Raw genomic sequence first — 24,412 nt, 5'->3', positions numbered from 1 at the left:
CATATGTCATATTCAGTCGATGAACAAACGCATAGAGATGCGATTAGAAACAAAATTGGCTATAAAGAATTTGTTATTCTTATTGCTTCGCTCATGGCTATTAACGCTATAGCTGTTGATATTATGCTGCCAGCTATGCCCAATATTTTAGACGGCTTAAATGTTCTCAATGAAAATGATCAACATTATATCATTTCGAGTTATCTTATTAGCTATGGTATTGCTCAAATATTTTTCGGTCCAATAAGCGATAGGTATGGACGACGTAAACTTATTCTTCTCGGGCTTGCTTTTTATTCATTTACGGCGATTGGCTGTGCCTTTGTAACTGATTTTTCTCTCTTACTGATTTTACGTATCTTGCAAGGTATTGGAGGGGCTGCTATGCGGGTTCTTACAGTTTCCGTCGTACGTGATCTTTACAGTGGTCGAAAAATGGCAGAAGTTATGTCTATTGTTATGATGGTTTTTCTTGTTGCACCAATGGTTGGTCCCGCAACAGGACAGATCATTTTACTGCTCGGACATTGGCAATATATTTTTATTTTCATGGCAATGATTGGTTTAGGACTGATGATTTGGATTCAACTGCGCTTACCTGAAACTCTTTATGCGCAACGCTCTCTTTCCTTTTCTTCAGTCAAACATAATTTATGGATTGTAATAACCAATCGCACAACACTTTGCTATACACTAGCAACTTCCATTATTTTAGGCTGTATCTTTACCGCCGTTAATACATCACAACAAACGTATGAAGGGATCTATAATCTAGGACTTTGGTTCCCTATTGCTTTTGCAGTTGGTGCTGCATTTCAAGCTCTATCATCATTCTTTAACTCTCAACTCGTTGGACGCCTTGGAATGCGGCGTATTGCTCATACAATGCTGTTGCTCTTTTGTATCACTTCATGTGTATGGTTTATTGGCTCTATCTTAACAGATGGTATTCTGCCTTTTGCTTTTTACATGCTGTTATTCTGTATACTGATGTTTGCCTGCGGTGGTATTATGGCCAATTTCAATACACTCGCTCTCGAATCTGTGGGAGAAATTGCTGGAACAGCTTCTTCTGTATCCGGCTTTCTTCAAACATCTATCGGTGCAGGACTTAGCTTTTTTATTGCCCAACAATTTGATGAAACAACCATCCCAAACTCAGCAGGATTTTTCTTTCTGAGTCTCACTGCCATACTTCTCGTCTTATGGGCTGAACGTGGTCATCTTTTTAGGCAATATCATAGTAATCCTAACGAATAAATATTACGACGAAAGATTAATAACATCTCTCTTGAACAATAAGAAGATAAACCTATCAGACAAAATAAAACATCTCCAAATAGAACACTCTTATGTTAAACATTCACACTGTTTGTTTAAAGGTACAGCTCTCAAAATATCAAATCATTTCACAACAGCACCCATAAATGCTATAATGTAAAACAAACAGACATACCTATTATTGTGACAACTCTTGTATGTGAAAAAAATTATTAAAAAAACATTTTTATTCTTTTCTTCAATAGTTTTTATGCAGACGGCTTGGTCTCCCTCATCTCATAACAAGCAAACAAACAATTTTGATTGATTTAACCTAAACCAGATCGAAATAAGAAAAAAACTCACGCTGTAAGTTTTTCCTTCAATATAAAAATAATAAATTATCATTATAAATTAATATCTTACACAATCATAAAACCATAGGGAATTTTCCCATTTATAAAATACATTTAATTAATAAATTTTCCTGATTTTGGAAATCCTTTTGGAACCAAACGCCCAACGCCCGCACGCATTCCCATCCATTCAATGAGATCGTCCGCCTGACGGTTAAAAATTCGTTCAGCTGTATCTTGCCAACTTAAGCCTTCTAATAAATTAAAAGTCTTGGCATCAACAACACCACCTTCTTTATAACGCTGTAAACGAACACCTTTACCGCGATTCATTTCTGGTATTTGTTCAATAGAAAAAATAAGCATTTTACGGTTTTCACCAACCACTGCAACATGATCACCAGTTACTTGAACACAAAGCTTTACCTTATCAGGAGCTTTCACATTCATCACTTGCTTTCCTTTTCGTGTATTGGCAATCACTTCTGCAGAAGAAACAATAAAACCATTACCGTGAGATGAAACCAAGAGCAATTTTTCCTCGGCGTGATGCACAAAAGCTGTAAGAACATCGTGCTCATCATCCATATCAACTAAAAGACGAATAGGTTCACCATGTCCACGCCCTCCAGGTAAACTATTTGCACCAAGTGCAAAAAACTTCCCCCCCGTACTGATCAGCACAATCTTGTCGGTCGTAAATGCTGGAAATGCTAACTTTAAACTGTCTCCTTCTTTAAAAGAAAGTGCTTTATAATCGTTCAAATGCCCCTTCAAAGCACGCATCCACCCCTTTTCAGAAATAACAATAGTAATCGGTTCTTTTTCAATCATTGCTTGTTGAATATCATCAAGATCATGTCTGGGTGCCTCTTCAAATGTCGTACGTCTTTTCCCTAAGAGGGTTTCAGGGCCAAAAGTATTTCGAACTTTTTTTATTTCTTCTGAAATTATTTTCCATTGTTTTATAGGAGAAGCTAACAAATTCTGTAGCTTTTCTTTTTCAGCTTTTAAACTTTCAAATTCTTTACGAATTTCAAATTCCTCAAGCTTACGCAAAGAACGCAAGCGCATATTAAGAATAGCTTCAGCTTGATTTTCTGTTAATTCAAAACGACTGATCAGCTGCTTTTTAGGTTCATCCTCTTCACGAATAATCTGAATAACCTCATCGAGATTTAAATAGGCAATAAGATATCCATGAAGAATTTCTAATCGACAATCAATTTGATCAAGCCGATAATGAGAGCGGCGAATAAGGACTTCTTGACGATGTTCGAGCCATTGCTGTAAACTCTCGCGCAAAGAGAGAACATTGGGTATTTTTCCCAAAGACAAAACATTCAGATTAAGGGGAAATCTTACTTCAAAATCAGTCAATTTAAAAAGAGACTCCATAAGGAGCTCCGGATCAACCGACCGATTTTTAGGAACCAGCACGATTCTGATATCTTCTGCTGATTCATCTTGGATATCCTCAAGCATTGGCAATCGCCGTGCAAGCAATAACTCTGCTGTTTTTTCAATAAGACGTGACTTTTGAATCTGATAGGGAATTTCAGTCACAACAATCACATAAGAACCACGGCTACCCGATTCCTGATGCCAACGTGAACGCAAGCGAAAGAATCCACGCCCAACACGATAGGATTCCTCAATACTTTTTTTAGGCTCAACTAAAATTCCCCCTGTTGGAAAATCAGGACCAAGAACGAATTGATTTAATGCCTCATCATTTACATCGGGATGGGCAATCAAATGGAGCGCTGCATCACAAAGCTCAGCAACATTATGGGGGGGAATAGATGTTGCCATACCAACAGCAATACCAGAAGAACCATTTGCTAAAAGATTAGGGAAAGCTCCTGGTAAAACAACAGGCTCTTCATCTTCCTCATTATAGGTTAAACGAAAATCAATAGCATTCTCATTAATTCCTTCAAGTAACAATGCAGCCACTTCAGTCATACGTGCTTCCGTATAACGCATAGCAGCAGCATTATCACCATCAATATTACCAAAATTGCCTTGCCCATCAACCAACGGATAACGAACAGCAAAACTTTGAGCCAAGCGCACCAAAGCATCATAAATAGACGCATCCCCATGAGGATGAAATTTTCCCATGACATCACCGACAATCCGCGCACATTTCGCATAAGACTGTCCAGGATTTAGTTTGAGAAGACGCATCGCATGAACAATCCGCCGGTGGACAGGCTTCAATCCATCACGCACATCAGGCAATGCACGGTGTGTAATCGTAGAAAGTGCATAAGCCAAATAACGTTCCTGTAAAGCAGAACGTAATTCTATTGGTTCAATATGTTCTTTATCAAAAGGTAAATTCATTTTATCAGACATAGTATTAATACAACAATTCCCACAATAATAAGAAATTATTTTATAGGATTTATTTAATGAAATCTTCTATGAGTCGGCTTTTTTATTAAAAGTCAATTACATAAAAACAAACGCTGCAATTAGAACATGAACAGAAAATTATATCAATTTGAAAAATTTATACATGTCCTTCCCCCTTGTCCTAAGTGATTTATTGAAAGCTTTGTCAAATCAGACGATAATTTAACTGCTCACAAAGAGTTATTTCATCCTGTTTGGAATGACAAAAGCACCTTTCAAACATCATCTTTATTATAAAGATAAATTGTATAACAACCCCATTCAGTTTTTCTATGAAAAACTAAAAAATATTTAAAGCTTATAAAATTTAAACTTTTCAGAATAAGTCCATAGAATGGAAAACCACATTATTCTCATAAAAACGAAGAGACACAATTCTCTGCTACAACGTTGTAAAAACTTCAATAAAAAATAACTAATATATTGGCATATAAAGATAATTTATTTTTTCAACTAAAATGAGACTCCCAAAACTTATAGAATTCTCTCATTTCTAATTTATTCATGATAAAACAATCACAATCATTTCCTCCCCTATCACAAAGGGAAGAGCCTCTATAGAAACAAGAAATAAAATACGTCATAAAGAATCAACACAATAGCGTTTTGCCTATCTAAATTTCACAAACAGCACACACACACATGATGCTCTTGAGAGGCATCAAAACTTCACTCTAAATAAGAAAGATGAAAACAATCCATAATCAACTTTATGAGTTATTTTTGTGAGTAGGAGCCATACGGATTCCCAAATCACGTAATTGTGTAGGAGAAACATCAGACGGAGCACTCATCAAAAGATCAAGCGCCTGTTGATTCATAGGAAATAAAGCAACTTCACGCAAATTTTTAACACCTTGCAACAGCATAATGATGCGGTCAATTCCCGCAGCCATCCCACCATGTGGCGGAGCCCCATAATGGAATGCACGATAAAGACCACCGAAACGATCTTTCACAACTTCCTTAGAAAGACCTACAAGTTCAAAAACTTTAAGCATCATTTCTGGTAAGTGATTACGAATTCCTCCTGATGCAATTTCATAACCATTGCAAACAAGATCATATTGAAAAGCTTTAAGAGTAAGAGGATCTTGGGTCTCAAGAGCATTTTCTCCCCCTTGAGGCATAGAAAAAGGATTATGTCCAAAATCAATCTTTTTTTCATCTTCATTCCATTCAAAAAATGGAAAATCAACAATCCACGCCAAAGAGAAACTGTCTCTATCGAGAAGATCTAATTCTTCCCCTACCCTTGTACGGGCTGCTCCGGCAAAAGATGCAAACTTTTTTGGATCGCCAGCTACAAAAAAACAGGCATCACCACTTTCAAGTCCAAGCTGTATACGGATTGCTTCAGTCCTCTGTTCACCAATATTTTTGGCGATAGGCCCTGCTCCTTCAAATTTTCCTTCTTCTTCACGCCAAAAAATATAACCAAGCCCTGGTTGCCCTTCGCCTTGTGCCCATACATTCATACGATCACAAAAAGCACGACTTCCACCCGTTTTAGCTGGAATAGCCCACACTTGTGCATTCTCATCATTCGCTAAAATTTGAGCAAAGACTTTGAAACCAGAATTATAAAAATGCTGAGAAACATCTTCCATAATGATCGGGTTACGCAGATCTGGCTTATCAGAACCATATTTTCGCATTGCGTCATCATAGGAAATGCGAGGAAAGCTTTGTGTCACAGTCTTTCCATCTGCAAATTCTTCAAAAATAGAACGCATAATAGGTTCCATAGTTGCTAAAACATCTTCTTGCTCAACAAAACTCATTTCAACATCTAATTGATAAAATTCACCAGGAAGACGGTCAGCCCTTGGATCTTCATCTCTAAAACATGGAGCAATCTGAAAATAACGATCAAAACCTGACATCATTAACAATTGTTTATATTGCTGTGGCGCTTGAGGTAGTGCATAAAATTTTCCCTGATGAACACGACTTGGAACCAAAAAATCACGTGCTCCTTCCGGTGATGAAGATGTCAAAAGTGGCGTCGTAAATTCCGTAAAACCATTATTTTGCATAGCCCGTCTCATAGCTGCAATAATTTCAGTCCGACGCATAATATTTTTGTGCATAGTCTCCCGACGCAAATCAAGAAAACGATATTTTAATCGAATATCTTCTGGATAATCAGGCTCACCAAAAACCGGTAAAGGAAGCTCATCAGATTTTGAAAGAATTTCTACCTCTTGTGCAAAAATTTCAATCTCACCTGTTGGAAGCGTTGCATTAATAACCTCATCGGAACGTGCACATACCTCTCCATCCACACAAATAACCCATTCAGAACGCACTTTTTCAATAACTTTAAAAGCTGGCGAAGCAGGGTCAGCAACAATTTGTGTGATTCCAAAATGATCACGTAAATCCACAAAAAGAATCCCTCCATGATCACGAACACGATGAACCCACCCCGAAAGACGAACTTGTGTTCCTACATCACATCTACGAAGAGCCGCACAATGATGACTGCGATAACGGTGCATGTTTTTTGCCTTTGATTATAATATTCACATGCGCTACAAACGCTTTTTAATAACCATTTGTCAAGATATGAGAATAAAAACTCAAAAATAAAGTCAACAAAGCACAAATTTAATTTATCGAATTATAATAAAATGATGAATCTTATTACAAAAACAACAGATCTTGAAATTGCACTTAACGCTCTACGTATCTCTGATTTTGTAACAGTCGATACTGAGTTTATCCGCGAAACAACTTTTTGGCCTCAACTGTGTTTAATCCAACTCGCATCACCAGATATCACAGTTTTGATTGATCCCATAGCACCAGATATTGATTTACAACCTTTTTTTGACCTTATGATCGATAAAAAAGTTGTAAAAGTTTTTCATGCTGCACGCCAAGATATTGAAACAATTTATCATCTTGGAGGTGTTATTCCTTCCCCTCTCTTTGATACGCAAATAGCAGGATCAATTTGTGGATTTGGTGATTCTATCTCCTATGATCAAATTGTACAACGCTGCACGGGGCATCATCTTGATAAATCCTCCCGATTTACAGACTGGAGTTGCCGACCGTTGTCTGAAAAACAACTGCTCTATGCACTTGCCGATGTAACTTACTTAAGAGATGTTTATCTGTTATTGAAAAAAAGGTTAGAAAAAAATCAACGTGCTCACTGGATGGATGATGAAATAACAATCCTTTTAAATCCTAAGACCTATGATATGCCAGAAGATGAAGCATGGAAAAAAGTGAAAGGAAAAATTAAAAAGCCACGTGAACTTGCTGTATTACAAAAGATAGCAGCTTGGCGGGAACGTGAAGCACGAAAATACAATATGCCACGTCGTCATATCATAAAAGATGAGTGTCTTATAGAAATAGCAACCCAACAACCAAAAGATGAATCTGCATTAAAACGATTACGCAGTCTTAATAAGAAGTGGGATAAACTCTCAATTGCTCAATCATTAATCAAAGCTGTCCACGAAGGCTTAGAGGTGGATCTTTCTACTTTACCCCCCATTCCTAAACATAATCCACTCAACGATACGACGGCCGCTGTTATCGATCTGCTCAAAGTGTTATTAAAAATTGTTGCAAACGAAAACAGCATTGCCCCTAAAATTATTGCAACATCTAATGATTTAGAAAAAATTGCCAATGGAGGAATAAAGAAAAATATTCCTGCCATGAATGGCTGGCGCTATGAGATATTTGGTCAAAAAGCCGAACAACTGCTAAAGGGCCAGATAGGGTTTTACTTTAACGATGGAAAAATAAGCACAAAACAGCTTTAATTTACATTTCCCCCACATTCTAAGATTTTCATAAGATCTTCTTATTTTATGTCAAAATGGGTGGAAAATCAAAAGAGAAAAATTTTGCAACCACTTTTTATTAAATCAATTTTATTTGAAAAGCTTAGATAGAGACTTCGAGTGAATTTATAACATTCCTATTTTTAAAAATCCATTACGCTGCTCATTATCTATATCAATTGGTATGCCCTATAGGCCAATGCAAATAGGATAAATAAAGCCTACTTCTGACAAAGTTAAAAACTTAAATAGTAAACTCTTATTCAAAATGACAACTAAATCTTTACCCAGTCAATCAAATAGCAATCTTATTAAAAAAATCTGATAATAAAAGCGTAGTCGTTACAAAAATAGTAGCTAGCAATAGGAACAAACAAAGATATAATATCTTACGTCCCCATATCGTATTAAAAAACTACCGAGATTGCAATATAACAATCAAAAACCAGCCAGCATAACAACTAAAACACCAAACAAAGACAATATACTGATTTATAAAGATAATTCGTTGTTTTACCTATTGAATGAGAGTCCCAAATAATATAAGATTCTCTCATTTCAAACCTGTTTATCTTGAATCAATCAAAACCATTCTCTTGCACACCACAAGCAGGGCTGGCGTGTGGGTAAAAACTGTACAAGAAAGGACTCAAAATATCTCTTATGAAGAGTTTCAAGTTTCCAAAAGCTGTCGCAACATTGGGGGCTGGCAAATATAATGGTGGTGCCAACTTTCTCCTTCATAAGCGTAAAGATGGGGATGCTCAATAACTTTATCGTTATACCATTCACGGGCGGCGCCGTGAAATGGGCTTGGGTGCCTTGAGAGATGTTTCTTTAAAACAAGCCCGTGAATTAGCAACTGGGTGGCGTTCTGTTCTTCGTGAAGGTCGTGACCCTATTAAAGAACGTGAAAAACAAAAGCGTGAGGCAATAAGTAATCTCCATTATTTAAAAGATATCGCGTTGGATGCTTTTGAAAGTCGTAAAGCTGAATTAAAAAATGATGGTAAAGATGGGGATTGGTTTTTGCCATTACGCCTTCATATTCTGCCCAAATTAGGCTGTCTTCCCGTTTCTGAGATTACACAAACAGAGATACGCAATGTTCTTGCCCCTATTTGGCATACAAAAGCTGGAACAGCTAATAGAGCTCTTATCCGTCTCAACCTTTGTCTCAAACATGCGGCTGCATTAGGATTGAATGTTGATTTACAAGCAACAGAAAAAGCACGCGCGCTCTTAGGTAAACAACGCCATAAAGTCCAAAACTTACCAGCCATGGATTGGAAAGATGTTCCTGCTTTTTATAAAACACTCTGTGAAGCATCAACCATAACACAACTGGCTTTGCGTTTGCTTATTTTGACAGGCGTTCGTACCAATCCTTTACGTCATATTCATAAAGATCAAGTTGAGGAGGATATCTGGACAATCCCTGCTGAAAATATGAAAGGTCGACGTGATACTACAGAAGAGTTTCGCGTGCCTCTATCAACAGAAGCATTAGAAATTCTAAAACAAGCGCGCTTGCTCTCTCGTAATGATTTCTTTTTTTCTGCTAGAGGTCGTGGTCCCCTCGCTGAGAAATGTATGGCTACGTATATGAGAAAAAATAAAATTGAGGCATGCCCCCATGGATTTCGCTCTAGTTTACGCAATTGGCTCGCTGAAACAACCGATGCCCCCTATGAGGTCGCTGAAACCATTCTAAGTCATACGGTAGGTGGTAAAGTAGAGCGTGCCTATCGTCGGACTGATTATCTAGAACAGCGCCGCGTTTATATGGATAAATGGGCGGCTTATGTCACGGGTCAATCTTAAGATATGGGGTGAATAACCCCATGATCTGTGGATAACTTTAGCTCTCTTCTCTCTCATTCTTTCTCAATAAGATTCATAAATTATCACATCAGAAATTATATGATAAAATATTGTTTTCTATAAATAAAATACCTTCAAAAATGAACCAAAATATGGTTAATAAATGCTTATGATTTGTTACCATTTTTTTACTTTTGAAAGGAAATTATTATGACAGAAAATGATATTCTTTTGACAGACCGTGAAAGTGCAAAATTGCTTCATATGAGTGTCTCAACATTCCGCCGTCATGTTACCAATGGCTCTTTGCCAAAACCTTTAAAATTTGGTTTTTTATCGCGTTGGTTACAATCAGATCTTTTGAATGTCATCGAGCAAGCAAAACAGCAACGTCAAAGTGACGCGGCATAAAAAAAACCTTGTCACGTAAGGATGGACAAAATTTTTCATTTTCACATGAAGCTTATGAAACATTCTGTGACGCAAATAACAGAATAAAAAATTATGTTTTCTTTTATGAATACTCAAGACATTACCAATGCCTTGCGTGATGTCTGGTATGAAAGTTATAGAACAAACCCCATTGTCCAGCTCATGATGATAGGTTACCTAGTTTATCCCTCGTCAATGGCCCTATTATAATATATACAACCCAGATAAATTAGGAAAAAATCAAAAAATTTCAAAAGCGAGAGGTTGTTTTATTATTTTTGATAACTTCTGTAATCGTCCAAGAGGACGTTCTCCTAATAACCCAGCGTAATTCTTTGGGATCTGCAAGATGATATGATCTGCTTTTTTATGCCACAATAAATGAGGTAAAATTCCTGCAACAGAAGCACTAAAAAGATGAGCAATACGCATAGTTTCGCCAAGAATACGTGCTTTTTCAATTATATTCTGAGTTGCTAATTGAAAAATGGGAAGAGATTCTTTATCAACCAGTAAACTTGTATTGCGAAAAAAAACAGCAAGCGCCGCATAAAGGCGCCCTTCATGAGAAATTCCTGGATAAGATCCTAAAGCTATTTGATTTGCTGCTTCATTGCCTCGATAATCTGGATGTATACGCCAACCAATATCCGCAAGAAGACAAGCGGCTTGACGATAACGGCATTCATTTTCAGTTTCTGAAATTCCAAAAACTTCAAAAGCATTCGTCGTAAAATCAATGAGTTCTTCTGCTTGTTTTGGTGAACGTGCCCGTAAAATAGCCATTTCTGTGCATGCTGCAATGAGAGGATCTGACAGCTGAATCGCCTGCGGCAATCGTGAATAAAGAAAACCTTCACGAACGCCAGCACCTGAAAAAATTATCTTTTCAAACTCCATACACTGAATGAGTTCAATAAGAACTATTGCCCCATAAGATAAAAGTTTCCGACGATTCTGAGAAATCGCTGCAATCCCTCTCATATTATCAATATTGCCACGTGCTACAAGACGTAAAAAGTTCTCCATTTCAACGGCTTCAACTTCATAGCCATGCATAACAGGGAGCCGATAGTGTTTCATTGCCATATGGAGTTTTGCCAAATTACGCCATGTCCCCCCTACTGCATAAAAATAACGTGCTATACCTTTACGAGTACGAACAACAGACGATTTATAAAATTGCTCATGTACAATTTTTGTAGCTAAAGCACTATCATTATTTGACATATACTGTAACCTTAAACCACCCAATGGGAGAGTTATCCCTTCCCCAACATCAGAATGATCAATATCAATCAGCTCAAGACTTCCACCACCAAGATCTCCAGAAATACCTTTTGGTTGATAAAAAGTAGAAACAACTCCATATGCTGAATACATAGCTTCTTCACTTCCTGAAAGAAGATATATTTTATTTTGCAAAATATCTTCAGCATGCTGAATAAATGCTGCGCCATTCTTTGCATCTCGTGCTGCTGCTGTTGCTAAAGTATAGACCTCATCTGCCCCAATCTGTCGACAAAGCGTACGAAACCGTTTCAGTGTTTGCAATGCCATTTTCATCGATTGTTCTTCTAAAAATCCCGTTTTTGCCACACCATGACCGAGACCACAAAGAATTTTTTCATTAAATAAAACTGTTGGTGAGCGAACAAGCCCCTCATAAATAACCAACCGAACAGAATTTGAGCCAATGTCAATAACAGCAACAGGCTTACACCCTTTTAACCTACCTTGAGCATCTCTATATGTCATTGGATTTTAGTCTTTATGTATTTCGGCTTGTTGCCGACGCAACGCAACCAAGCGCGAAACAGAAGACTCAAAAGACTCATTTTCCCCTGCAAAACTTGTATTGGCCATAAAATACTCCTGCGCATTAAATAGACTTTCACCTATCTGCGGCGTAATACGTTTTGATGTTCCATCCTTAAGTATATCAAAGCTTTGCTGATTATCAATAATATTAGCCAACATAATCTGTAAAAGAATTTTTTGACGCACTATTTTATTAAAAACTGGAACCAATATTTCAATACGATAGTCCAGATTACGAGGCATCATATCAGCAGAGCCTAAGTAAACGAGTGCATTTTCATTAGGCAAATCTTGTCCATTCCCAAAACAAAAAATGCGACTATGTTCAAGAAAACGCCCGACTATTGATTTTACACGAATATTATCCGAAATTCCTAAAATACGAGGACGTAAACAACATATCCCCCGCACAACCAAATCAATTTGCACCCCTGCTTGACTAGCACGATATAAAGCATCAATAATTTCAGGATCAACCAATGCATTAACTTTCATCCAAATAGCAGCAAACCTTCCCTGTTGTGCATGAACAATTTCTCCCTCAATATGCTCTAAGATACGACCACGCAATGTTAAGGGTGAAAAAGCAATCTTCATTGTTTCATTTGGACGCTCATATTGCGCAATATAATTGAACAATAACGCAACATCATGAGCGATATCATCATCCGTGGAAAAAAAAGAAAGATCGGTATAAGTTTTGGCGTTAATGGGATGATAATTTCCTGTTCCAAGATGAACATAAGAGCAAAGACGTTTTCCCTCACGTCTCACAACCAATGACATCTTAGCATGAGTTTTTAATGCAATAAAACCAAAAATAACTTGAACCCCAGCACATTCAAGATCCCGCGCCCAACGAATATTTGCTTCCTCATCAAAACGTGCTTTAAGTTCTACCAAAGCAGTCACAGACTTTCCCTGTTCAGCTGCTTTAATCAAAGCGCTAACAATTGGGCTATCATTTGATGTACGATAAAGTGTTTGTTTGATTTCCACAACATCAGGATCGCAAGCAGCTTGACGTAAAAATTGGACAACAACATCAAATGTCTCATAGGGGTGATGAATCACAATATCATTTTCACGAATAGCCGCAAAACAATCCCCTTTATGTTCACGAATACATTCTGGAACACGAGAAATATAAGGAATAAATTTGAGATCATCACGAGGAATAGAAACAATTTCTGATACCGTATTAAGCGCTAAAAATCCATCAAGAACATTAATACAATTATCAGGAACAGCGAGACTATTCGCTATAAATTGGCGTAAACTCTCTGGCATTTTTGCGTCAAACTCAACTCGAATAACCTGCCCACGGCGGCGCCTTTTGAGAGCAGTTTCAAAAAAATGAACAAGATCCTCAGCTTCTTCTTCTACTTCAATATCACTATCTCGGATTACTCTAAATATACCAATTCCTGTAACCTCATAGTTAGGAAATACATGTTTAATAAAAAGGCAAATAACATCTTCAGATGCAATAAAACGAAAATGATTACCTTCTTGAGGAAGAAGAATAAAACGCCTCAAAAGCATTGAAATAGACAACAACACTATGTGAGAGTTCTGATCAGTTTCTCCAGACAATTGAAGCGCAATAGAAAGCCCTAAATTAGGAATAAATGGAAAAGGATGAGTAGAATCAACAGGCAAAGGTTTCAAAACAGGAAAAATTGTCTCAAGAAAATATTTTTCAAGCCATGATTTTTCAATTTCTGAAAGATCATCAGAACAAATAATTTCAATATCATTCTTTTTTAATTCATCACGTAAAATATTCAATTCTCGTAGTTGGTGAGCCTGCAGCTTTGAAATCTCAGCTAATACAATATCAAGTTGTTCCTGTGGAGTGTGCCCATCTGCACTGCACGCTGTAACGCGAGCACGAATTTGAGCTGCTAGTCCTGCAACACGAACCATAAAAAACTCATCAAGATTTGCAGCTGAAATAGAAAGAAATTGTAGACGTTCTAATAAAGGATGTTTTGAATTAGCCGCTTCCATCAAAACACGATTATTAAATTGTAGCCATGAAAACTCACGATTAATAAACCGTACCGGATTTTTCATTGTTATATTCGATATAGAAATTTTATCTACCACCCTCTGTTCCATATATCCTAAATAATTTTCTTTTATATTTTCTAAAATCCTTGACAAAATATCTCACATAACATTTTATAATATGTTATCATTATGATAATATATCAATGCCTAACTTTCCTCATCATTTTTCCATTTAATATTTAAAAATACTTGGAATTATTTCTATGCGCAAAGTGCTAAAAATCTGACTATTATTTTAATATAGCATAAAGGGGGAGAAATTTGTCTTAAAAAGCAGCTTGCATTATTATAAGCTTTATTACAAACTCACGCCTATAAAATAGAAGAGCCCAATTATAGCTGATGAGACAATTTATTCTGGAGTTTGTACGCCATGGCTGATCATAACATTCCCCATTTCCAAAATGACCTTGGATATAAAACAATCGAAATTGGTGTGAAAGAATTTATGTGTGTAGGTGCTACACAACCATTCGATCATCCTCATATCTTTATCGACATGGGAACAGCAGATGAGAAAATTTGCCCCTACTGCTCAACCCTTTATCGTTATGTTCCCTCGTTATCATACGATCAAACAAATCCAACAGGATGCTTATATCATCCAGAAAAGCTATTATAATTGCGTTTTTTGGCTTTCTTAATAACCGCTCTTTTAACTCTGCTTTAATATGAAATCATTTGTGGAACAATCACCCATCATTGTTGGAGGAGGAATTGCTGGTTTAAGCACCGCTTTAGCACTCGCTCATAAAGGAATTGCAAGCACCATTATCGAAAAGTGTAAGCAACTTGAAACAATAGGAGCTGGTATTCAACTGACACCAAATGCAACATCTATTCTTGCTCGCTGGGAACTTCTTAACAAACTCACTGAAGTCGCGACAATCCCGCATTTTCTTGAGTTAAAAGATGGATTATCTCTAAAAATACATCTACGGGCTCATCTTATTAATCTAACAGAAAAATATTGGAAAGCCCCTTATATGACGATTCACCGCGCGGCTTTACAAAAAATTTTATATAATGCAGTGATTGAAAATCCTTTGATCAAATACAAAGCAGGCGAAACGATTGTGTCTTCTACCCAATCTGCAAGCAACATTAAAATCACGACCATAAAAACAGATACGGTAACAGAACAGCTTCATTCAACGCCCCTCCTGATCGCATGTGATGGCGTTTGGTCAACATTAAGGCAACAATCTCCTTTTCATGAAAAAGCAAATTTTAGTGGCTTTATTGCTTGGCGTGCAACAACAACATTTGACAATCTTCCTCAAAACTTTCGTTCTTCATTGCAAAATATGAAGACAATTACGGCTTGGATGGGACCCAAAAATCATCTTGTTGTCTACCCCATTCAATCGTCAGAAAAAATTTTTAATTTTGTCGCCATCACAAATGGAGAAAATTCAAAAGAAGGATGGGCTCATAAAGGAGATAAAGAAAAACTCAAATCTCTTTTTAAAGGTTGGAATTCAAAAATCTTACAAATCTTTGACCATATTGATGAATGGAGTTATTGGCCACTCTTTCAAATGAAACAAAATCGTTTTATCGGCTTAGAGAGACAAGTATTTGTTGGCGATTGCGCACATGCTGCCTTACCTTTTGCAGCTCAAGGGGCCGCTATGGCAATCGAAGATGCTGCTACATTAGCTGAAGCACTTTCATTGAAAGATTTTTCATTAATGAAAGCACTTTCGCTTTACGAAACAACACGCACCCCCCGTATTGTAGCAGTAAAAAAACGCGGAGATTTCAACAGATTAGCCTATCACGCAACCGGTCCTATAGCAATTGCACGCAATCTCATGATGAAAATTCGGACACCAGAGAGCATTATGTCAGATCTCAATTGGCTTTATATGTATGATGCGATGAATTCCATAAAAAATAATGATAAAAACTTATAAAATTCTTCCAGTAATTTGAATATTACGAAAGAAAGAAATCTTTTTAATTTTATGACACTAAAAAAATATCATAATTTACTCAAATAAAAGCAATATTTTTCGAAACCTACAATCCGATTTTAAAAGCTCAATTTTTAACGCTCCTAAAAGCAAAAACACCACTCAAAATCAGCTCCCATCTTTAATCTTTCTTTAACTCAGTTCTACATCAACAACACCCTGAATTAATTTCATAGCATTTGCGACATGTGAATTTACCTTATATCGCTTAGGAAGCGCAATTTCGACTTCTCGCAATCCATCCTCTTGAATTAAAATAAGCCCAACCTCTCCATTCCCCCCAAGATTTAAATTTTGTTCAATTTGTGGAAGCATATCAACTGTTTTTATAAAGAGACGCATCATTTTATGCTGTTGTAATGATTCATTTTCCAAAGACTGAATTGTTTCAATTCGCAAACTAACTCCTTCAGAACGATTTTCTGCACTCACCGTAATAATAAAAGATTTTCCGGGTTCTAACATCTCTTCATAATCCGATAGTGCCTCAGAAAAGAGAACTGCTTCATATTGTCCACTTGTATCAGAAAAATGAATAATTCCCATTTTTTTACCAGATTTTGTTTTGCGCACGTTTTTTGCCACAACAGTTCCAGCAAGCCGTGCAGCCGTTGCTCCTCCTTTAACGGCATTGGCAAAATTAACCCAAGTCTGAACGCGTTTTTTGTCCAAAATAGCTTGATATTCATCTAATGGATGAGCAGAAAAGTAAAAACCTATAGCTTGAAATTCTCGATAAAGTTTCTCAGCCGGCAACCAAGGGGTTGTTTGCGATAAAATCAATGGTTCTTTTAATCCGCCTGCCATTCCAAATATATCAACCTGCCCGCTAGAATTGTCATCGAGAATACGAAGTGCACGCGCATGAAGGGTTCCAAGATTGGCTAATAAAACCTCACGTGCAATGTTAAAACAATCAAAAGCACCAGCACAAACTAAACTTTCCATCGCACGCTTATTAACAATACGAGGATCAACACGCGCACAAAAATCCTCCAGATCCTTAAAAATCTTATTTCCACGACAAGCAACAATATGATCCACAACGGTTTCTCCCACACCTTTAATGGCAGCAAGAGAATAATAAATACAGTTATCACCAACCTCAAAAACACGATGAGATGTTTGTATAGAAGGTGCAATAACTTCAATACCAAGCCTTAATGCTTCACGCCGAAAATCATTAAGTTTATCTGTATTCGTCATATCATATGTCATTGAAGCAGCTAAAAACTCAACGGGATAGTTTGCTTTCATATAAGCTGTTTGGTAAGAAACAATTGCATAAGCAGCAGCGTGCGATTTATTAAAACCATAATCGGCAAATTTTGCTAAAAGATCAAAGATAATATCAGCTTGATCTTTATCAACACCACCAGCAACAGCTCCATTGACAAAACGCGTACGCTGTTTTTGCATTTCAGCATGAATTTTTTTCCCCATAGCACGACGTAATAAATCGGCTTCTCCAAGCGAATAGCCAGCAAGCACCTGAGCAATCTGCATCACCTGTTCTTGATAGACAATAACACCTTGTGTTTCTTTAATTAGATGGTCTATTTTAGGATGAATAGAAGCAATTTCCTCTTCCCCATGTTTGCGTGCATTATAGGTTGGAATATTTTCCATTGGACCTGGACGATAAAGTGCGACCAGCGCAATGATATCTTCAATACGGTCTGGCTTCATTCCAATCAACGCCTTGCGCATACCAGAACTTTCCACCTGAAACACACCAACCGTTTCACCACGTGCCATCATAGCGTAGGTTGTTTCATCATTCAGAGGAATATTTGATAAATCTATTTTAATCCCCTTTCTGGCAACAAAATCGACTGCCATTTTCAAAACAGTAAGCGTTTTTAATCCAAGAAAATCAAATTTTACCAGTCCCGCCTGTTCAACATATTTCATATTAAATTGTGTAACAGGCATATCAGAACGAGGATCACGATACATCGGGACAAGCTCCCAAAGCGGACGATCTCCAATAACAATCCCAGCAGCATGAGTCGAAGCATGACGATAAAGTCCCTCCAACTGAAGTGCTATATCTAATGCGCGTCCAACAACCGGATCTTTTTTCTTTTCCTCTTCAAATTTAGGTTCATCCTTAATAGCATCAGCCAATTCTACTTGACTTCCTGGCGTAGCAGGAATTAATTTTGTAAGATAATCCACCTGACGATAAGGAACTTCTAAAACACGCCCCACATCACGCAAAACCGCACGTGCCTGTAACTTACCAAAGGTAATAATTTGAGCAACTTGATCACGTCCATATTTTTTTTGAACATATTGAATAACTTCTTCGCGCCGCTCTTGACAAAAATCGATATCAAAATCTGGCATCGAAACACGATCTGGGTTGAGAAAACGTTCAAAGAGAAGAGAAAAACGCAAGGGATCAACATCAGTAATCGTCAATGCATAAGCAACAAGTGAACCAGCACCAGAACCCCGTCCTGGTCCAACGGGAATATCATGAACCTTTGCCCATTTTATGAAATCTGAAACGATAAGAAAATATCCCGAAAATTGCATACGTGTAATAACTGAAATTTCATAATCAAGTCGCTGCTCATAATCTGCAATCGTATACCCTTCAGCCAATCCAATTGTTTCAAGCCGCATCTTCAAACCAGCTTTAGCCTGATTTAACAACTCACTATCTTCTACTTCCAAAGTATTTTCTGAATTAGCAGATTGTTCTATAAAACGAGGCAATATCGGTTTTCGAAGAGGTGTGGCAATATGGCAACGCAATGCAATTTCAACACTATTTTCTAAAGCTTCTGGAAGATCCGAAAACAGTGTAATCATTTCATCTTGTGACTTCAAATAATGATCTGGCGTCACACGTTTACGATCTGGATTAGAGACTATTTGTCCTTCTGAAACAGCCATCAGCGCATCATGCGCTTCATACCCCTCTCTCTTCAGAAAAAAGGCTTCATTTGTCGCAACAAGAGGAATTTCATGTGCATAAGCCAATTCAATAAGATCAGCCTCTACTCTCCGATCATAAGAGCCATGCCGTTGTAATTCCACATAAAGACGATCAGCAAAAGATTTTTTCAAATAAATTAAGCGCTCAACAGCATGTTCTTTTTTCTCTTCCGCCAAAGAAAGATTAATAGGCCCTCCCTTGCCTCCCGTTAAAGCAATTATTCCTTCACTGTGTGCCGACAACCAATTAGCTTTAATATGAGGAGGATCAGTATCACATTTATCAAGATAAGCACGGCTGACAAGACGAACCAAATGAGCATAACCGGTTTTGCTCGCAGCCAAAAGAACAATAGAGCAAAAATTAGAAGAATTACGCCATTTAACCAAACCTGAATGATCATTTTCATCACAAAAATCAACAGCAAGCTGACAACCAATAATAGGTTGAACCCCATGAGAAAGACAATGCTGCGAAAATTCCAAAGCACCAAATAAATTATTGGTATCGGTAATAGCAACCGCTGGTGCATGATCTGAAATCGCTTGTTGAATAATTTGAGGGATTTTTAAAGCCCCTTCGAGTAAAGAATAAGCTGAATGCACTCTCAAATGAATAAAGCGAGGAAGAGAATTTTTGTTCTCTTGCATTTTATTTTTATTTTTTACCACTCTCACAATTTCCCACTACAAAATAAATGCCAAACAGCATCCCTTATAAAAGAAAAAACTCCTTTTTATCATAACTTTAAAGCTATAAGTTCATCATCCTACATAGAAGCAATATCCCAATTTTATTAATATTTATAAGAGAGTTCTATCAAGAAAAGGCTTCTATTCACAGCAAATAAATACCTAAAATAAAAAGAAAAATAATATACCTCATCTAAGCACTTTAATTTTTACACCCTTTTATTGTATTTATCTTTAAATATTAATTTTTCTTCCTAAAATTCAATGTGTAAATAAAGAAACCTCCTCTTTATGACTTTATCCCCAAAAAGCTCTTCTAAAGGTCTAGAAAAAACAAAAAGAGCAGGTTAAATTTGCTCATGCCTCCAAATCTTCTTACCCCTCTTTTTAATTCTATTCGAACTCTTTCTGGTATTACACCTAAAACCTATGGTTTACTGACCAAACTCTTAAATGTTAATCCTACACAACGCGAAGCAACCCTTATTGATCTTCTTCAATTAATGCCTCATTCCGTCATAGACCGCAGAATATGTCCCAGCATTGCTTGTGTAAAAGAAGGAGACACTGTTACGCTCGAAATTATCATCGATCAACATCAACCACCGCCCCGTGGTCACAACAAAATCCCCTATCGTGTTATTGCCCATGATCAAACAGGAAAAATAAATTTAGTCTTTTTTCACGCTCAACCTCTTTGGCTAAAAAAACAACTCCCCAAAGGAAAAAAAGTCACTGTATCAGGAAAAGTTGAATGGTTTAATGGACAATTTTCAATGGCGCATCCCGACTATATTGCTCCAAGCGAACAATCAAATCAGATTCCTCTCATCGAACCTGTCTATCCCTCTACTGCAGGACTAGCTGCAAAAACACTAAGACGCGCCATACAAAACGCTCTTGATTTTATTCCTCTCCTCCCAGAATGGATAGATGAAAATGTGAAAAAGCAGCAAAATTTTTCTTCTTTTTCTGTTGCTTTACACCGTATCCATGCGCCCATTAATCCCGATGATCTATCCTTAGAAAGTACAGCACGCAAACGTCTTGCCTATGATGAATTGCTCGCTTGTCAATTGGCGCTAGGACTCGTGCGTTTGAAAACCAAATCTCTTGTTAGCACTTCTCGACCCTCAACAGGAATTTATACTAAAAAATTGCTTAATGTCCTCCCCTTTCAACTCACAACCGGACAAAAAAAAGCAGTAGAAGATATCGCAAATGATCTTGCTTCATCAGAACCGATGCTAAGACTGCTTCAAGGTGATGTAGGCGCAGGAAAAACTGTTGTTGCATTGATGGCAATGGCACAAATTGCTGAAAATTCAGGACAATCAGCTTTAATGGCACCAACCGAAGTACTTGCTAGGCAACATTTTGCCACCATTGCTCCTCTTGCCGAAAAGGTCGGATTACAAACAACTCTTTTAACAGGACGAGAAAAAGGAAAATTGCGGACACATATCTTGAATGATATTTCATCAGGTCATGTTTCTATTGTCATCGGAACCCATGCTCTCATACAAAACAGCGTCACTTATAACAATCTTGCCTTAACTATTATTGATGAACAACACCGTTTCGGTGTCCATCAACGTATTGCTCTTACAGAAAAAGGCAATAAACCTGATATGCTGGTTATGACCGCCACGCCCATTCCGCGCACACTTGTCTTAACAGCTTTTGGTGATATGGATGTATCTAAAATTACCGAAAAACCAATGGGACGACAACCCATTACAACAGCAATGCTTTCTTTGAAACGTCTTCATGAGCTTATAGAGCGAATCGCAATTGCATTAGAAAAAGGAGAAAAGCTCTATTGGATTTGTCCTTTAGTGGAGGAATCGACAGCTCTTGATCTCACTTCAATTGAAAACCGCTTTGCATTTCTCCATGAACGCTTTGGAGCACACGTTGGTATGATCCATGGGAAAATGTCTACAACAGAAAAAGAAGCCGCTATGGCATCTTTTAAATGTGGAAATACACGTATTTTAGTTGCAACTACTGTTATTGAAGTGGGAGTAGATATTCCAGATGCTTCGATCATTATCATCGAACATGCAGAACTTTTTGGCCTTTCACAACTGCACCAATTACGTGGACGTGTAGGACGAGGCGATAAAAAATCTTCCTGCATTTTGCTTTATAAAGATCCACTGACTAAAACAGCAGCAACACGCCTTAATATTATCCGCAATACAGAAGATGGTTTTGAAATCGCTGAAGAAGATTGGCGCCTACGAGGCGAAGGAGAGCTTTTAGGTACAAAACAATCCGGAGTCCCTGAATTTCATATAGCAAACCTTGCTGTTCATAGTGATCTTTTGTCAATGGCAAGAAAAGATGCACGTTTATTTTTACAACGTGATCCTCATCTTTCTTCTCAGCAAGGACAAGCTTTACGGTTGCTCCTTTACCTTTTCGGACACAACGATGCTGCTCGCCTATTGCGAGCAGGATAACAAAGACCCTCTAATAAAAAAAATACCTCTCTGTTCAAATGCGGTTTCCTCTCTTAGAGTAACCCATAAATGATCTACGCAATACCTTACCATCTTTATGTTTCATGAAAGAGTAACAAATCGACAACAGCGTCTTTTCTCTCAATCTGATTTACTCTTGCATGAAAAGAGTAGAAGCGATATTGCATCTTATTTTATCATTATATTCACATAGCTGATCCATTTTTTGACAGGTAGAAAATATTTTTTGTTTTATCGTAAAGAATTTAGAACGAAAAATCCTGTCTCCGGTATCCTCGTTCAACAGAGAAAAGTGGAAAAATAAGCTATCATTATAAATCAATTTCTTACACTTGATTGTTCTCCAAAAGATTCAGAAATATACTTTTATTCAACCGTGACTGATTTTGCTAAATTACGGGGTTGATCGACATCTGTTCCTAATAAAACAGCCGTATGATAAGCGATTAACTGAACAGGGAGTGCATAAATGATAGGAGCAATAAATTCTGGAACATCTGGCAAAGTGATCGTTGATAAAGTGTTAAGACAAGCTACTTCTGCTCCCCTTTTATCGGTTATTAAAATAATACGACCATTACGCGCACTCACTTCTTGCATATTAGAAAAAGTTTTTTCAAACCACCGATCATAAGGTGCAACAACAATAACGGGTATTGTCTCATCGACCAGAGCAATTGGTCCATGCTTCAACTCACCCGCCGCATAACCTTCAGCATGAATATAAGAAAGCTCTTTCAGTTTAAGGGCTCCCTCCAAAGCAATCGGATAAGAAGTCCCACGTCCCAGATAAAGAACACTTTTTGCATTCACCAAATTACGACAAATACATTCAATTTTGCTCTCTAATTTTAAGACCTCGTTTAAAATACGTGGAACTTCTGCCAACTGTTGAACCAACTGCTGTTCCATTTGAACCGAGAGACAACCACGTTGTTTAGCAGCACTAAGTGCTAATGAAGCAAGCGTTGCCAATTGACAGGTAAAAGCTTTTGTTGAAGCAACACCAATTTCCGGTCCGGCAAGTGTTGGGAGAATAAAATCAGCCTCCCTTGCCATTGTTGATTGCTCTACATTCACAATTGTTGCTGTTTTTACACCCCGCTCACGACAATAACGCAAAGAAGCCAATGTGTCAGCTGTCTCACCAGATTGAGAAACAAACAGCGACAACACATCAGAGGTTATAGGAGGTTCACGATAACGAAACTCCGAAGCAACATCATTATCAACACTTAAAGCAGCAAATTTCTCAAACCAATAGCGCGCAACTAAGGTTGAATAATAAGCCGTTCCACAACTCGCAAAAAGGAGACGATGAATATTTTTCCAATCAATCAAATTCTTAAAAGGTCGAACGGCATAATTTCCAAGATCAAGATAATGCGCCAAATTATGAGAAATCACTTCAGGTTGTTCAAACATTTCCTTGTGCATAAAATGGCGATGATTACCCTTAGAAATCAATAAAGCCTCTTCAAGTAATGTTGTCACAGGACGTTTTACCGGTTGATTATATACATCGTAAATTGTGACGCCTTCCCGTGTGAGAACAGCCCAATCCCCATCTTCCATATAGCTAATATGATCAACGAATGGTGCCAAAGCAATCGCATCTGACCCCACAAAAAATTCATCTTTTCCATAACCAATTGCCAGAGGTGGACCAGAACGAGCCGCAATCATAAGGTTATCTTCACCTTCGAAAATAAGAACAATAGCAAAAGCCCCCTGCAGTCTTTTCCAACTGGTACGCATAGCTTCTTGCGGAGAAAGACCATCTTTTAATGCACGCGTTATTAAATGTGCAATAACTTCCGTATCCGTCTCTGTTTCAAAGATATAACCATCTTCTATGAGTTCCTTTTGCAATTCTACAAAATTTTCAATAATACCATTATGAACAATCGCAAGCTTTTCAGTCACATGGGGATGCGCATTGCGTTCAACAGCAATTCCATGCGTAGCCCAACGGGTATGACCAATCCCTAAACTTCCCTCCAGAGGTGTTTTTTTTAATTTTTCTTCTAAATGAACGAGCTTCCCCTCAGCACGTACACGATAAAGATGCCCATTATAGACTGTTGCCACCCCAGATGAATCATACCCTCTATATTCAAGACGTTTTAACCCCTCAACCAAAGAAGACGTAACACACCTCTTTCCAAGAATTCCAATAATTCCACACATTAAAAAGCTCCAACCCACATCTTTAAGATTTAAATCTTATAAAACAATCCAACAGCCTTTATTTAAAACTATAAATAATAAAATAATTCAAACATGGAGTACGGCAA

At 37.5% G+C, this 24,412-nt stretch carries 12 protein-coding genes and 1 pseudogene; 7 read left to right on the top strand and 6 right to left on the bottom strand.

Annotated elements, in window-relative coordinates:
- Window positions 1-3: 3 nt before the first annotated feature.
- Window positions 4-1,260, top strand: coding sequence for a multidrug effflux MFS transporter (locus tag ACFIK6_RS06145; protein WP_375642457.1), 1,257 nt, complete (start codon window positions 4-6; stop codon window positions 1,258-1,260).
- 470 nt (window positions 1,261-1,730) lie between these two features.
- On the opposite strand, the gene parC is transcribed toward ACFIK6_RS06145, so the two are convergent.
- Window positions 1,731-3,980: a DNA topoisomerase IV subunit A gene (parC, locus tag ACFIK6_RS06140; RefSeq protein ID WP_375642458.1), complete on the bottom strand. Its 2,250-nt coding sequence runs from the start codon at window positions 3,978-3,980 to the stop codon at window positions 1,731-1,733.
- A gap of 770 nt (window positions 3,981-4,750) precedes the next feature.
- Window positions 4,751-6,544 (bottom strand): aspartate--tRNA ligase, encoded by a 1,794-nt coding sequence (gene aspS, locus ACFIK6_RS06135; protein ID WP_375642459.1) that lies wholly within the window; start codon window positions 6,542-6,544, stop codon window positions 4,751-4,753.
- 132 nt (window positions 6,545-6,676) lie between these two features.
- Between aspS and rnd the strand changes: the two genes are divergently transcribed.
- The 3 genes and pseudogenes from rnd to ACFIK6_RS06120 all read left to right on the top strand — a co-directional run bounded on the left by rnd (window position 6,677) and on the right by ACFIK6_RS06120 (window position 10,087).
- Window positions 6,677-7,831, top strand: a complete 1,155-nt coding sequence (rnd, locus tag ACFIK6_RS06130) for a ribonuclease D (RefSeq protein ID WP_375642460.1) — start codon at window positions 6,677-6,679, stop codon at window positions 7,829-7,831.
- Between the two features lie 684 nt (window positions 7,832-8,515).
- A pseudogene (locus tag ACFIK6_RS06125) lies at window positions 8,516-9,676 on the top strand (tyrosine-type recombinase/integrase).
- Between the two features lie 210 nt (window positions 9,677-9,886).
- Entirely contained in the window at window positions 9,887-10,087 is a 201-nt protein-coding gene (locus ACFIK6_RS06120) for an AlpA family transcriptional regulator (RefSeq protein ID WP_007347209.1), read from the top strand.
- Between the two features lie 261 nt (window positions 10,088-10,348).
- Here ACFIK6_RS06120 and ppx read toward each other — a convergent pair whose 3' ends face one another.
- Together ppx and ACFIK6_RS06110 are read right to left on the bottom strand one after the other, a co-directional pair.
- Window positions 10,349-11,866: an exopolyphosphatase gene (gene ppx / locus ACFIK6_RS06115; protein WP_375642426.1), complete on the bottom strand. Its 1,518-nt coding sequence runs from the start codon at window positions 11,864-11,866 to the stop codon at window positions 10,349-10,351.
- Between the two features lie 6 nt (window positions 11,867-11,872).
- Window positions 11,873-14,053 carry an RNA degradosome polyphosphate kinase gene (locus tag ACFIK6_RS06110; protein WP_375642427.1) on the bottom strand — a complete coding sequence of 727 codons (2,181 nt, stop codon included), beginning with the start codon at window positions 14,051-14,053 and terminating at the stop codon, window positions 11,873-11,875.
- A 325-nt stretch (window positions 14,054-14,378) separates the two neighbouring features.
- Between ACFIK6_RS06110 and ACFIK6_RS06105 the strand changes: the two genes are divergently transcribed.
- Both ACFIK6_RS06105 and ACFIK6_RS06100 read left to right on the top strand, forming a co-directional pair.
- Window positions 14,379-14,627, top strand: a complete 249-nt coding sequence (locus ACFIK6_RS06105; RefSeq protein WP_273722745.1) for a zinc-finger domain-containing protein — start codon at window positions 14,379-14,381, stop codon at window positions 14,625-14,627.
- Between the two features lie 49 nt (window positions 14,628-14,676).
- Window positions 14,677-15,924 (top strand): FAD-binding protein, encoded by a 1,248-nt coding sequence (locus tag ACFIK6_RS06100; RefSeq protein ID WP_375642428.1) that lies wholly within the window; start codon window positions 14,677-14,679, stop codon window positions 15,922-15,924.
- A 192-nt stretch (window positions 15,925-16,116) separates the two neighbouring features.
- On the opposite strand, the gene dnaE is transcribed toward ACFIK6_RS06100, so the two are convergent.
- Window positions 16,117-19,584, bottom strand: a complete 3,468-nt coding sequence (dnaE, locus tag ACFIK6_RS06095) for a DNA polymerase III subunit alpha (protein WP_375642441.1) — start codon at window positions 19,582-19,584, stop codon at window positions 16,117-16,119.
- A 401-nt stretch (window positions 19,585-19,985) separates the two neighbouring features.
- Between dnaE and recG the strand changes: the two genes are divergently transcribed.
- The gene (gene recG / locus ACFIK6_RS06090; RefSeq protein WP_375642429.1) at window positions 19,986-22,094 is read left to right on the top strand and encodes an ATP-dependent DNA helicase RecG; all 2,109 of its coding nucleotides are present in this window, start codon (window positions 19,986-19,988) and stop codon (window positions 22,092-22,094) included.
- A gap of 387 nt (window positions 22,095-22,481) precedes the next feature.
- Here the strand turns inward: recG and glmS are convergent, their stop codons facing one another.
- On the bottom strand, window positions 22,482-24,305 hold the full coding sequence (glmS, locus tag ACFIK6_RS06085; protein ID WP_375642430.1) for a glutamine--fructose-6-phosphate transaminase (isomerizing): 1,824 nt from the start codon (window positions 24,303-24,305) through the stop codon (window positions 22,482-22,484).
- Window positions 24,306-24,412: the final 107 nt, after the last annotated feature.

The organism is Bartonella sp. AS69XJJH, from assembly GCF_042195585.1.
Classification (GTDB): Bacteria; Pseudomonadota; Alphaproteobacteria; order Rhizobiales; family Rhizobiaceae; genus Bartonella.
This window is presented reverse-complemented; position numbering and strand designations above follow the sequence as displayed.

Excerpts from the sequence above, each read along its gene's own strand:
- ACFIK6_RS06145 (WP_375642457.1), top strand. The coding sequence starts at position 4 with ATGTCATATTCAGTCGATGAACAAACGCATAGAGATGCGATTAGAAAC.
- parC (WP_375642458.1), bottom strand. The coding sequence starts at position 3,980 with ATGTCTGATAAAATGAATTTACCTTTTGATAAAGAACATATTGAACCA.
- aspS (WP_375642459.1), bottom strand. The coding sequence starts at position 6,544 with ATGCACCGTTATCGCAGTCATCATTGTGCGGCTCTTCGTAGATGTGAT.
- rnd (WP_375642460.1), top strand. The coding sequence starts at position 6,677 with ATGATGAATCTTATTACAAAAACAACAGATCTTGAAATTGCACTTAAC.
- ACFIK6_RS06120 (WP_007347209.1), top strand. The coding sequence starts at position 9,887 with ATGACAGAAAATGATATTCTTTTGACAGACCGTGAAAGTGCAAAATTG.
- ppx (WP_375642426.1), bottom strand. The coding sequence starts at position 11,866 with ATGACATATAGAGATGCTCAAGGTAGGTTAAAAGGGTGTAAGCCTGTT.
- ACFIK6_RS06110 (WP_375642427.1), bottom strand. The coding sequence starts at position 14,053 with ATGGAACAGAGGGTGGTAGATAAAATTTCTATATCGAATATAACAATG.
- ACFIK6_RS06105 (WP_273722745.1), top strand. The coding sequence starts at position 14,379 with ATGGCTGATCATAACATTCCCCATTTCCAAAATGACCTTGGATATAAA.
- ACFIK6_RS06100 (WP_375642428.1), top strand. The coding sequence starts at position 14,677 with ATGAAATCATTTGTGGAACAATCACCCATCATTGTTGGAGGAGGAATT.
- dnaE (WP_375642441.1), bottom strand. The coding sequence starts at position 19,584 with ATGCAAGAGAACAAAAATTCTCTTCCTCGCTTTATTCATTTGAGAGTG.
- recG (WP_375642429.1), top strand. The coding sequence starts at position 19,986 with ATGCCTCCAAATCTTCTTACCCCTCTTTTTAATTCTATTCGAACTCTT.
- glmS (WP_375642430.1), bottom strand. The coding sequence starts at position 24,305 with ATGTGTGGAATTATTGGAATTCTTGGAAAGAGGTGTGTTACGTCTTCT.